The organism is Stappia sp. P2PMeth1 (genome assembly GCF_900185735.1).
In the GTDB taxonomy this organism is placed as follows: Bacteria; Pseudomonadota; Alphaproteobacteria; order Rhizobiales; family Stappiaceae; genus Stappia.
Genome location: NZ_FYAW01000035.1, coordinates 198,771 through 211,808 on the forward strand (window position 1 = coordinate 198,771; position 13,038 = coordinate 211,808).

General features: G+C 70.4%; 3 protein-coding genes (2 of these 3 running past the window's edge). All 3 read left to right on the top strand.

Annotated features, from left to right (window positions below; translation table 11 throughout):
- Tightly spaced (each overlapping or abutting the next), the 3 genes in view from P2PM1_RS20790 to P2PM1_RS20800 form a layout consistent with a single transcriptional unit that may run on beyond the window.
- Positions 1-11,343 carry the 3' portion of an SDR family NAD(P)-dependent oxidoreductase gene (locus P2PM1_RS20790; RefSeq protein WP_186400372.1) on the top strand. The gene continues 9,339 nt to the left of window position 1, outside the view, so the window shows 11,343 of its 20,682 coding nt (coding positions 9,340-20,682); its start codon lies off the left edge, out of view; it ends in the stop codon at positions 11,341-11,343.
- A complete protein-coding gene (locus tag P2PM1_RS20795) occupies positions 11,340-12,677 on the top strand; it encodes an NAD(P)/FAD-dependent oxidoreductase (RefSeq protein ID WP_186400373.1) in 1,338 nt (445 codons plus the stop codon). Before P2PM1_RS20790 ends, P2PM1_RS20795 begins: the two co-directional genes overlap by 4 nt.
- Positions 12,674-13,038: the start of a non-ribosomal peptide synthetase gene (locus P2PM1_RS20800; RefSeq protein WP_186400374.1), read on the top strand. Its footprint extends 19,921 nt past the window's final position; 365 of the gene's 20,286 nt are visible here — the first part of the coding sequence; the start codon lies at positions 12,674-12,676; the stop codon falls past the right edge of the window. The genes P2PM1_RS20795 and P2PM1_RS20800 overlap by 4 nt, the downstream gene beginning before the upstream one ends.

Here is a 13,038-nt window from a genome sequence, read left to right on the forward strand (position 1 = left end):
ATCGCGCAAACGGCCAGGGGCTCCGTGATCGTGCTGACCGGCTCCCGGCCACTCGATGACGCCCGAGAGGCGTTCCTCGACGAACTCCGTGCACTGGGTGCGGTCGCCGGTTACCGGCAGGTGGACATGGGCGATGCCGATGCGGTCGCAGGTCTCGTGTCCCATGTGATCGAGGTGCATGGCAGGCTCGATGCGGTGGTGCACTGCGCCGGCACGCTCCGCGACGGACATCTCGCCTGGAAGCGGGATGCGGACCTTGCCGAGGTTCTCGCCCCAAAGGTGACGGGCGCTCTGGCCCTGCGCGAGGCATGCAGCGGGCTGGACCTCGAAGCCTTCGTGCTGTTCTCCTCGCTGGCCGGGGCCTTCGGCAATGCCGGGCAGGCGGATTATGCCGCCGCCAACGGCTTCCTCGACGCGCTCGCCGGGCAGTCTGGCGGTCGGATCACCGCCATCGGCTGGCCGCTGTGGCGGGACGGTGGCATGGGGGCCGGCGACGAGGTGCAGGCGGCGCTGTTTCAGCGCATGGGCCAGCGGCCGATGGAAACGGAGGCAGGTCTTTCCGCGCTGCATGCCATTCTCGGCGCCGGCCATGCGCAAGCCGCTGTCATTGCCGGCGATGGTTCGCGCGCTCGCCGCTTCTTCTCGCGGCAGGAGGCGCCCGAAACCCTGCCGAGCGAGCCCCAGGCCGTGACAGGGGGCGGCGCCGTGTCCTCGCAGCTTCTCTCCCGCACGACCGCCCGGCTCGGCGAACTGTTCGCGAAGGTCAGCGGTCATCCGGCCGGGCGCATCGATCCGCAGGCCCCGCTGGAGGACTACGGCATCGACTCCCTGATGATCACCCGGCTCAACAGCGAGTTGGGCGGGATCTTCGAGGCGCTGCCGAAAACCCTGTTCTTCCAGTATCGCACGCTCGCCGCGATCGCCGGATGGCTCACTGAGCGCCAGCCCGACGCCTGCCGCCGATGGACCGGCCTGAGCGACAATAGCGCCGCCCCTGTACCCGCCATTGCGGCAGCGGCAAAGGCGGCGGTTGCCCCCTCGCGCGCCGCGCCGCTGCCCCATGCCGAGCCGATTGCGGTGATCGGCCTTGCCGGTCGCTATCCCGGCGCCGACACGCTGGACGCGTTCTGGGAGAACCTTCAGGTCGGCCGCGACATGGTCGGCGAGATCCCAGCCGAGCGCTGGGCCCTTGAGGGCTTTTTCGAGCCGGATGTCGACGAGGCCGTCGCCTCGCAGCGCAGCTATTCCCGCTGGGGCGCGTTCCTGGAGGGGTTCGCCGGCTTCGATCCCCTGTTCTTCCGCATCTCGCCGAGGGACGCGGCAGCGATGGACCCGCAGGAGCGCCTGTTCCTGATGTGCGCCTGGGCGGCGTGCGAGGATGCCGGCTACACCCGCGCGCGGCTGAAGCAAGTAGCCGGCGGCCGCGAAGGCGCCGATGTCGGCGTCTTCGCCGGCGTGACCAAGACCGGCTACGCGCTGCACGGCCCGTTCCGGGGCGAGGGCGGAGCAATGGTGCGCCCGGCCACGTCCTTCGCCAGCGTCGCCAACCGGGTCTCGCATGCGCTGGACCTTGTCGGGCCGAGCCTGCCGGTCGACACCATGTGTTCCTCGTCGCTGACGGCGATCCACGAGGCCTGCGAACAACTGCGCGCGGGGCATTGCGCCATGGCGCTGGCCGGCGGCGTCAATCTCTACCTGCACCCCTCGAACTACGTCGAACTCTGCGCCGCGCACATGCTGAGCCCGAGCGGCCGATGTCACAGTTTCGGCGCAGAAGCGGACGGCTTCGTGCCCGGCGAGGGCGTCGGCTGCGTGCTGCTCAAGCCGCTGTCCCGCGCTCTGGCTGACGGCGACCGCATCCATGCGGTGATCCGCGGCAGCGCGATCAATCACGGCGGGCGTGCGACCGGCTACACGGTGCCGAGCCCGGCGGCGCAGCGCGATGTGGTGCGCGCCGCGCTCGAGCAAGCCGGCTTGTCGGGGCGCGATGTCAGCTATATCGAGGCGCACGGCACCGGCACGGTGCTCGGCGATCCCATCGAGGTCGACGGCCTGACCCAGGCCTTCGCCCCGGATACGGCCGAGACGGGCTTCTGCGCGCTGGGGTCGGTGAAGTCCGCCATCGGGCACCTTGAGGCGGCCGCCGGCATCGCCGGGCTGACCAAGGTGATCCTGCAGATGCGCCACGGCATGCTGGCGCCGACGCTGCATGCGGAGACCCCGAACCCCAATCTCGACCTTGCCGCGACGCCCTTCGCGCTCCAGCGGCAGGCGGCGGAGTGGCGCGTGGACAGGCCGCGCATCGCCGGCATTTCCTCCTTCGGGGCCGGCGGCGCCAACGCGCATGTGATCGTCGAGGACTGGCGGGGCGAACCTGCAAGCGCCGCGCCCGCACCCGCACCGCAGGCCATCGTCCTGTCGGCGCGCACGCCCGAGCAGTTGCGCGCGCAGGCGGAGAACCTTTTGGCGGCGCTGCGTTCCGGTGCCACGGCGGGCGCGCCTGCCGCTCCGCAGACAGTTGCGGCCGGCATCGCGGACGACCTTGCCGCCGTGCTCGGCGTCGAGGTGGCGGACATCGATCCGGGCGAGAGCTTCGATGCTCTGGGGCTGGAGGGGCCGGAGCTGCTGGCGCTGCGGCGCCGGCTGGAAGAGCGCTTTCCCGCAGCCCGGCTGCCGTTGCTCGACCGGTTCGCCAGCATCGAGACGCTGGCCGAGACCTTGGCAGGCCAGGGGCTCTCGGCGGAGAGCAGGACAGCCCTCCCGCTCGACGCGGTCGCCTACACGCTGCAGGTCGGGCGCGAGGCTTTCGCCCATCGTCTCGGCATCGAGGCGCAAAGCGTCGACGAGCTGGTCGCGCGGCTGGGCGATTGGCTCGCGGGCAAGGCAGGAACGGGCATCCATACCGCCGAGGCGAAGGCCGCTGACGGGCTGCTTGCGACCCTGCGCGGCGACGGCGTGTTGCAGGAGCTTGCGGAGCGCGCCTGGCAGGAAGGCCGGCTCGACAAGCTGCTGGCATTGTGGGCAGAGGGCATCGATATCGACTGGGCGCGCCTGCCGCGCAGCACCCGCCCGGCCATCGTGTCGTTGCCGACCTATCCTTTCGCGCGGGATCGCTATTGGCTGCCGCAGACCGAAGCGCCGGCGTCGGCCGACCTTCTGCGCGCCATCACAGCCCCGCAGGGCGACGCGCGGCTGGAGGCCGAGCAGGACCGGCTCGACCGGCATGTCGCCTGCGTGCTGGCGGCGCAGCTTGCGCGCGTGCCGGAGAGTGCCGTGGCGCAGGATCTTCGCCGCTGGTATCGCGCGGCGCGCGACCTGTTGGCGCGGGACGGCGTGGACGCCCTCTCAGAGGACGACGCCTGGACCCGTTGGCGCGCCTGCCGCGATGCGGGCGGCCTCGCAGCCCAGATGCGCCTTGCCGAAGCTTCGCTTGCGGCCCTGCCGGAGATCCTGACGGGCGTGCGCAAGGCAACCGACGTGCTGTTCCCGCAAGGCTCGCTGGAGCTGGTCGAGGCGGTCTACAAGCAGAACGCGGTTGCCGCGCGCTTCAGCGAGACCCTCGCAAAGGCCGCCGCGAAACACGTCGGCGGAAGCCGGCCGGAGCGCCCCTTGCACATCCTGGAGATCGGCGCCGGGACGGGCGGGACCAGCGAGCCGGTGTTCGCGGCGCTCGCGCCGCTTGCCGGTCGCATCACTGAGTATTGCTACACTGACGTCTCGCGCGCCTTCCTGATCCACGCCGAGCGCAGCTATGCGGGCCGGGTGCCGGGCCTGAGGACGGCGCTGCTGGATATCGAAAAGCCGCTTGCCGGGCAGGGCGTCGAGCCCGGCCGCTACGATCTCGTCATCGCCGCCAATGTCCTGCATGCGACGGCCGATATCGTGCGCACGCTCAAGACCGTACGCGAGACCATGGCGCCGGGCGGCGTGCTGCTGGTCAACGAGACGAGCCGGGCGACGCTGTTCACCCATGTGACCTTCGGCCTGCTGGAGGGGTGGTGGCGCTTCACCGATGGCGAGCGCCGCATCCCCGGCACGCCGTCGCTGGCGCCCGAAAGCTGGGCGCAAGCCCTGCGCGAGTCGGGCTTCGACTGGATCGCAGGCTCCGGCGAGGCCGAACGACGCCTCGGCCAGCAGCTCTTTGCCGCGCGGGCCACAGGTATGGCCGAGCAGGCTGCGGCGCCTGCGGAAAGGCCGGCTGCCACCCCGGTTCCGGCATCCCGCCCGCAGGCGGCGGCAAGCGAGGTGAGCCAGGATCTGCGCGGCCTGTTGCTGAGGCTCGTCGCAACGACGCTGAATGTCGCGCCCGAGAGCATCGACACGACGCGCAGCTTCGCCGATTACGGTCTCGACTCGATCCTTGGCGCGGAATTCGCCCATCGCCTGCGCAAGGCGCTCGGCATCCCGTTCGACCAGACACGCCTGTTCGATTTCGCCAGCGTCGGCCAGTTGGAAACCTTCCTGCGCCGGGAGCATGCCGACGCGCTGGCCGCGCTGGACAGCACGGATGCCGCGCCGACCATGCCGCTCGCCGCGCCAGCACCTGCTCCGGCACCTGTTCTGGCACGCTCGGCGGAAAGCGCCGCCGAGCCCATTGCCATTATCGGCGCCAGCGGACGCTTCGCCGGGTCGCAGACCGTCGAAGAGTTCTGGCGTCACCTGATGGCGGGCGACGATCTCGTTGGCCCCGTCACCCGCTTCGATCTTGCGCCGAATTACCGGGATGTGCCGGAGGGCAGCTACGGCCGGCACGGCAGCTTCATCGAGGGCGTCGACCGCTTCGATGCGGTGTTCTTCGGCATTTCCGGGCTCGAAGCGACCTGGATGGACCCGCAGCAGCGGCTGTTCCTGGAGGAAGCCTGGAAGACGCTGGAGCATGCCGGCCACGCGGGCCCCGATATCGTCGGCGCGCGCTGCGGCGTCTTCGTCGGCTGCGCCCATGGCGACTATCAGGAACTGTTCCGCGAGCAGCCGCCGGGCCAGGCGTTCTGGGGCAACACCACGTCGCTGATCCCCTCGCGGCTCTCCTACTGGCTGGACCTCAAGGGGCCGGCGATTGCGGTCGACACCGCCTGTTCCAGTTCGCTGGTCGCCGTCCATATGGCCTGCCGCAGCCTGCGCGAGGGCGAATGCGACATGGCGCTGGCCGGCGGCGTCTTCGTCCAGAGCTCGCCGCGCTTCTTCCTTTATGCCAACCAGGCCAACATGCTGTCGCCGAGCGGCCGCTGCGCCCCGTTCGGGGCCGGCGCGGACGGCATCGTGCCGGGCGAGGCGGTGGCCGCCGTGCTGCTCAAGCCGCTGTCGAAGGCCTTGGCCGATGGCGACACGGTGCATGGCGTCATCCTGGGCAGCGGTACCAATCAGGACGGCACCACCAACGGCATCACCGCCCCGAGCGCGCTGTCGCAGGAGCGCCTGATGCGCGAGATCTATGAGCGCTTCGGCATCGATCCGGCGAGCATTGCCGTGGTCGAGGCGCACGGCACCGGCACCCCGCTCGGCGACCCTATCGAGCACGCGGCGCTAGCCCGTGTGCATGGCGGCGGACAGGCGGGGGCAAAGCTGCTCGGCTCGGTCAAGTCGAATATCGGCCATGCCACCACGGCCGCCGGCATTGCCGGCCTCATCAAGGCGGTCTGGAGCCTGAAGCACGCCATGGTGCCGCCGGTGCTGCATTTCGGCGGCGGCAACCCTTCCATCGATTTCTCGCAAAGCCCGTTCCGGGTAAACGGCGAGCTGCTTGCCTTCCCCGCACGGGACGGAGTGCCCCGCCGGGTCGCGGTCAGCTCCTTCGGCTTCGGCGGCACCAACGCGCATGCGGTCTTGCAGGAAGCGCCATTCCAACCGCAAGCGGCAAGCCTCCTGCCGTCGTTCCTCTTCGTCTTTTCTGCGCGCAACGAGGCGCTGCTGCGCCAGCTCGCCGAGCGCATGGCAGAGCATCTGGAAACGGCCTCGGACGGCGAGGCGGCCGATATCGCCCATACGCTGCTGGTCGGCCGGCGTCCCATGGCCGAGCGGCTCGCCATCGTTGCCGATGGGACTCGCGATCTTGCCACGAAGCTCCGCGCATGGCTGCGCGGTGAGCGGGCGGAGGGCGTCCACCGCGCAGTGGCATTGCCCTCGGACGAGAGCGGCACTGCAGCGCTGGCGGACGATTGCCGCCGGATTGCCGCTGCCCTTGCAGCCTCGCAAGGGGCGGATGGCGATGCCTGGCGCGACGGGCTGCAGCAGCTTGCCGGCGCCTGGGTCAAGGGCGCTAAGATCGACGGGACCGGACTGTTCGGCGCCGGCCGCCGCCGTGTGCCGCTGCCGGCCTCGCCGCTTGCCGGAAAATCCTATTGGGTGACCGAGGCGCCGCGGGAAGCGGACAAGCCGCTGGCATCGCGGCCGATGACGGCTGAGGCGCCTCGCACCGCGCAACGATCCGCGCCTATTGCCTCTGCCGAGCCGGCGGTGCCGCTGCACCTTGCCGAGCCGGCCGCGCTTGCCGGCCCCTATGCCGTGAGCGCAAGGGAGAGGGTTCCGGTGGTGCTTGCCCCGCTGGAGGTCGCCATTGTCTCCCATGCGGCGCAGCCTTTGCAGGAGACGGGCGGGGTGCGCCTTGCCGGCGATCAGGGCGGCGTGCGCCGGCTCGAGCTGACGGGGCGCTGGAGCGCCGCGACACGGCGCGAGCTGGAGCGCGCGCTGCGCGAGGCGGGAGAGGACGCGACGCTTCGCGCAGTCATCGTCCGGGGCGGCGAGGCGTGGAATTCTTCTGGCGCAGCCGCCGGCAACACGATCACCACCGCGCTGCTCGACTGCCCGTTGCCGGTGGTCGCCGTCCTCGAAACCGCAGTCGCGGGAGACGGTGCGGCGTCCGCGCTGCTGGCCGATTTCGTCATGCGTGCCGGCGGCGCGGCCATCTCGTCCGTGCCGGTTCTGCCGGATGGGCTGCCCTGGCAGCTCGCGGCGCGCCGGATCGAGAGGGGAGTGGAAGCCGTTGCCGCGAACCGCGTCGAGGCTGCCGCAATGGAGCTTGCCGCTTCCATCGCCGAGGCGCCGCGCGATGCGCTGGTGCTGCTGAAGGCGCATATGCGCAAGGCGATGCCGCAGCTTGTCGGCGCGGAGCTCACAGGATCGCCGGAGCAAGACCGCTTGCGGCAGCTCATGCGCGATGCGGGAGCCTCGGGCACGCCTGCGATGTCTTCGCGCCGGGTGCCGCTGGCGACCCCGGTGATGGAACTGGAAGCCTTCCCGGACGGCGTCGTGCTGCTGCGCATGCTGGAGCGCGCGGGCCGCAACACCTTCACCACCGCCTTCATGGACGGGATCGAGGAAGCCTTTGCCGCCATTGCCGCGATGCCGGAGGCCAAGGCCGTCGTCCTGACCGGTCATGACGGCTACTTCGCCTGCGGCGGCACCTCTGAAGGTCTGACCGAGTTGCAGGCCGGCGAAGCGCGCTTCACCGACCGGCGCATCTACAGCCTGCCGCTCGCCTGCTCGCTGCCGGTGATCGCCGCCATGCAGGGGCACGGCATCGGCGCCGGCTGGTCGCTCGGCCTTTATTGCGACGCGGCGATCTTCGCGACCGAAGGGCTCTATCACAGCAATTATCTCTGGTACGGCTTCACGCCGGGCGCAGGCGCGACGCTGATCTTCCCGCACCGGCTGGGCGACGATCTCGGCCGGGAAGTGCTGTTCAGCGCGCGCGAATATCGCGGCCGCGAGCTGGCCGGCCGGGCGCCGCATCTCGATGTGCTGCCGGCCGCGCGGGTGCTGGACGAGGCGCTGGCACGGGCGCATGCACTGGCCCGCCAGCCGAAGGCGGAGCTGATTGCGGCGAAGGCGGAAGGGGCGGCCACCGTCGCCCGGCATCTCGACGAGGTGTTGGAGCGCGAGTTCGCCATGCATCAGACGACCTTCATCGGCAATGCCCGCGTCCGCGCCCGCATCGCGGAGAAATTCGGCGACGTGCCGCCGCCGCGAGCGACGATCCCCTCCGCCGGGCGTGCGGACCTGCGGCCGACTATCCGCGAGCGGCTTGTCGCCTCGCTCGCCGAGGACCTGATGATCGACGCGGGCGAGATCCGCGACGCGGCTGGGTTCCTGGACCTCGGTCTCGACTCGATCCTCGCCGTCACCTGGATCCGCAAGCTCAACGCGCTGTTCAGGATCGAACTGCCGGCGACCGCCGTCTACGCGCACCCGACGGTCGGTGCGCTGGCCGATCATGTCGCGACGCTCGTTCCGTCCTCGGCGGTTCCGCAGCCCGTGCCTGCGCCGGCAGCACCGGTTGTCGAGGTCGCCCCGCCGCCCGCAACGGGCGGGGCCGACGCGCATCAGGCAGGGATCCGCGAGCGGCTTGTCGCCTCGCTCGCCGAGGACCTGATGATCGACGTGGGCGAGATCCGCGACGACGCCGGGTTCCTGGAGCTCGGTCTCGACTCGATCCTCGCGGTCACCTGGATCCGCAAGCTGAACGCGCTGTTCGGCATCGATCTGCCGGCAACCGCGGTCTATGCGCATCCGACCGTCGGGGCGCTGACCCGCCATGTGGCGGACCTGGCCCCGGTCAAAGCTCCCGCCCCGCTCGCCACCCCGCCCGCCACCCCGGCCGTCTCCCAGATCGCGGCTCCGCCGCCGCCCGCGCCAGCCGCTGCCGCCGTCGCTGCACCCGCTCCGAAGTCCGACGAGCCGCCCGCCGTCGCGATCATCGGCGCGTCCGGGGTCTTCCCCAAGGCCGGCGATCTCGACGCCTTCTGGCGCAACATCCGCGAGGGACGCGACTGCATCGAGGAGGTGCCGCCCTCCCGCTGGGATGTCGCGCGCTTCTATCATCCCGACCCGGCGCATCCCGGCTCGTCCTATTGCAAGTGGATGGGCGCGCTTGATGGGGTCGACCTGTTCGACGCCCGCTTCTTCGGCATCACTCCGCGCGAGGCGGAGCTGATGGACCCGCAGCAGCGTCTGTTCCTGCAGGTCGCTTGGCACGCGATCGAGGATGCGGCCATCGATCCGCAGGCCTTGGGCGGCCAGAACTGCGGCATCTATGTCTCCTCCGGCCCGAGCGGTTACGAAGACCTGATCGAGGAGCGCAACGCCTACAGCCTGCTCGGCAGCTCCGGCTCGATCCTCGCCGCGCGCATGTCCTACCTGCTGGATCTTCGCGGCCCGAGCCTGTCGATCGACACGGCCTGCTCCAGTTCGCTGGTGGCGATTGCCGAGGCCTGCGAGAGCCTCGCTGCCGGCACCTGCGACATGGCACTGGCGGGCGGTGCCTGCGTTCTCATTGGCCCGAAGATGTTCATCGACACGTCCAAGGTCGCGATGCTGTCGAAGGACGGCCGCTGCTTCACCTTCGATGCCCGCGCCAACGGCTTCGTGCCGGGCGAGGGCGTCGGCGCCGTGCTGCTGAAGCGGCTGGACGACGCCTTGCGCGACGGCGATCCGATCCGCGCGGTCCTTCGCGGCTGGGGCACCAATCAGGACGGCCGCACCAACGGCATCACCGCGCCCAACCCGCAGGCCCAGACTGCGCTGATGCGCTCCGTGCAGGCCCGTTTCGGCATCGATCCGGCGACCATCGGCCTCATCGAATGTCACGGCACCGGCACCCCGCTCGGCGATCCCATCGAGATCGAGGGCCTGCGCGACGCCTTCCACGGCGTGCCGGCGGAGACCGACTGCCGCATTGGTTCGGTGAAGAGCAATATCGGCCATTGTCTCGCCTCCGCCGGTGTTGCCGGTGCGCTGAAGGCGATGCTCGCCCTGGAGCAGGCCGAACGGCCGCCGGTGGTGAACTTCGACAGTCTGAACCCGCATATCTCGCTGAAGGGCACGCCCTTCGCGCTGACCCATGCGGCGGAGCCGTGGCCGGCGAAAGGCAGTGCGCCGCGCCGCGCCGCCGTCAGTTCGTACGGCTTCAGCGGCACCAATGCGCATCTGGTGCTCGAAGAGGCGCCGGCCCCGGCGAGGCTGCCGGCGTCGTCCGGCCCCTGGCTGCTGGTCCTGTCGGCGCGGGACCGCGAGCGCTTGCAGGACTATGCCGCAGGTCTCGAGCGCTTCGTCGCGGCGACGCCGGACCTTGATCTCGGCGCGCTGGCGCAGACGCTGCAGGTCGGGCGCACGGCGTTCGCCAGCAGGCTCGCCGTTGCCTTTACAGGCCGCGAGGACATGTTGCGTGCGCTCGCCTCGGTCGCGGCGGGGCATCCGCTCGCCGGGGTGCATGTCTCCGAAGGCGACCGCTCGGCGACCGCACCGTTCGAGGCGGACGCGGAGGCGAGGGCGCTTGTCGCGCGCTGGCTCGCCTCCGGCGAGAGGGACCGCCTGTCGCGTGTCGGCGAACTCTGGGCCAAGGGGCTTGCCGTCGACTGGTCGGTCCTGCCGCCGCAAGGCCGCCTGCGACTTCCGGGCTATCCCTTTGCCGGCGAGCGCTATTGGGTCGAGCCGGGCGAGAGAGCCGAGACAGCCGAGGCGGCAACCGTCGTGCCGCCCGCGCTGCAAGCCCATCCGTTGCTGGACGGCGCCGCGACACGTGGCGAGATCGCGCGCTTTTCCGTCTCGCTCACCGGCGATGAGCCTTATCTCACCAGCCATCTGTCCGCCGACCGGCGGCTGGTCCTCGGTCTCTTCCTGCCCGAACTGGCGCGCGGGGCGCTGGAGCGGGCCGGCGGCCACGCGGTGCAGGGGCTGCGGCATCTGCTGTGGGGGGCACCGCTTGCCGTCAACGGCCACGCGAGGCATCTGACGGTCGTGGTCGGCGACGACGGGCAGGGGCTGCTCTATCGTGTCGTGGCGGACGGCGAGGAAGCCGCGCCCTGGCATTTTGGTGCGGCGGTCGCAGAGGATGAGCTTCCGCCACGGCCGGCTAGGGTGGAACGGCTCGCGCCCGCTGCCGGCGCCGACCTCGGCGAGGCCTATCGCGCCTTCGCCGAGCGCTGCGCCATCCATTCGGGACCGCCCGCGCCCGAGGCCGCGAGTGTCGGGAGGGTGAGCCTTGTCGGGGATCGGCTCGTCGCCGAACTCCGTCGCCCGCGCGGCGAGACAGGCTCGGCGGGCGCCATGCTGTTCGATCCGGCGTGGCTGGATGCGGCCTGGCGGCTGCTGGCCTTCCGGCTCGGCGGGCATCTGGCCGAGGCCGCGGCTGCCGCCCTTTCGGCGCCCGTTGCCATCGAGAGCATGTTCGCCTGGGCGAGTGCCGGCGAGCGGGCCGTGCTTCATGTGGAGGGCGGCAACGGCCTCCCGCTGGTTCTTTCCCTTTACGACGACGAGGGCAATGCGTGCATGGTGATGCGGGACGTGCGGCTGGGATCGCCGGAGGCCGGCGGCAGCCGGATCGGTCTGACCAGGGAGGCGGCGCGATGAGTGACAAGATCGCGATCATCGGCGGCGGCCCGACCGGCATCGGCGTCGCGCGCGAGCTGATCGAGGACGGGTTCGCCGTCGATCTCTACGAGGCCGAGGCCGATCTCGGCGGCGTGTGGAACGCGGAGGCCCCTTGCGGGCGCGCCTATGCCTCGCTTCACCTGATCTCGCCGAAATTCAACACCCAGGTGCCGGACTTCCCGATGCCGGAGGACTATCCGGCCTATCCCAACCATCGCCAGATGCTGGCCTATATCCGCGACTATGCCCGCGCGCATGGCGTCTACGAGCGCGCCCGCTTCAACGCCGCCGTCGAGCGGCTGGAGCCGCAGGCGGGCGGCTGGCGTCTGCGCTCCGCCGCCGGGCACGACGAGACCTATCCGCTGGTAATCGTCTGTAACGGATTGCAGCGGGTGCCGCGCTTCCCCGATACGGCGAACCTCGGAACCTTCACCGGCGAGGTGCTGCACGCCCGCGACTACAAGAGCGCCGAGCAGTTCAAGGATCGGCGCGTCCTCGTCGTCGGCGGCGGCAATTCCGGCTGCGACATCGCCGTCGATGCGGTGCGCACGGCCGCTTGCGTGCATCACAGCACCCGCCGCGGCTACTACTACCAGCCGAAATTCATCAACGGGAAGCCGACCCCGCAATGGATGATGGAGCTCGGCAACAAGTTCGCCACCCGCGAGGAAACGCTGGCCTATATCGAGGAGGTGTTCCGCTTCGCTGGCTATGACGGCGCCGACTACGGCTTGCCGCGCCCGGATTATCCGCTGGATGCCGCCCATCCGGTGATGAACTCGCTGATCCTCTATCACATCGGCCATGGCGACATCATGCCGAAGGGCGACATCGCCGCGCTGGACGGCAATACGGTCTCCTTCGCCGACGGCAGCGCGGGCGAGTACGACACAATCCTCTACGCCACCGGCTACAGCCGCGATTTTCCCTTCCTCGACCGGGAGCTGCTGGAGTGGAAGGGCGAGATTCCGGACCTCTTCCTGCACTCGACCCCGCGCAACCATGACAGCCTGCTGTTCATGGGCTTCATCAATGCCGCCGGCGGGCTCGGCGACGGGCTGAAGACGCAAGGGCTCTTCGTGCGCAACTATGCCCGCGCCCTCTTCGCCCGCAGTGCTGGGCTCGAGCGCTTCCTGGCGGCGAAGAAGACCGACCAGCCGGATCTCGGGCAGGGCTATTTCATCGACAGCTACCGCCACCGGTGGGAGGCGGATCTGTGGAAGCTGCTGGCCCATATGCGCCGCTATCGCGACATGCTGGCGGAGGGCGATCCGGCACCGGGGCGCGCGCTGACGGAGGCGCTGGCGCCATGACCGACGACCGGCGGCCCGAGGACCTGAAGGCGCGCATGACGCGGCGACTCGACCAGGAACTGGTCGAGCGGGCCCGTGCACGCGCCGCCTCGCGCCGGCCGGAGCCTGAGGGCGTGAGCGCGCCGTCCGCGCCGGCAACGCTTGCCGCCCGGCTTGCCGAGGACGTGCACCGGCTGGCGTCGCAGGCGCTGCGCATCCCGCAGGACAAGCTCGACCCGACGGAGAACCTTGCCAATCTCGGCATCGATTCCATCGCGATCACCGAGGTGATGGCGCGCATCTCCCGTCATTTTGCGATCACCGTCGCCCCGACGACCTTCTTCGAGGCGAAGCATCTCGACGATCTCGCGGCGATCCTCCT

Coding starts and splice junctions, on each gene's coding strand:
- P2PM1_RS20795 (WP_186400373.1), top strand. CDS start 11,340: ATGAGTGACAAGATCGCGATCATCGGCGGCGGCCCGACCGGCATCGGC.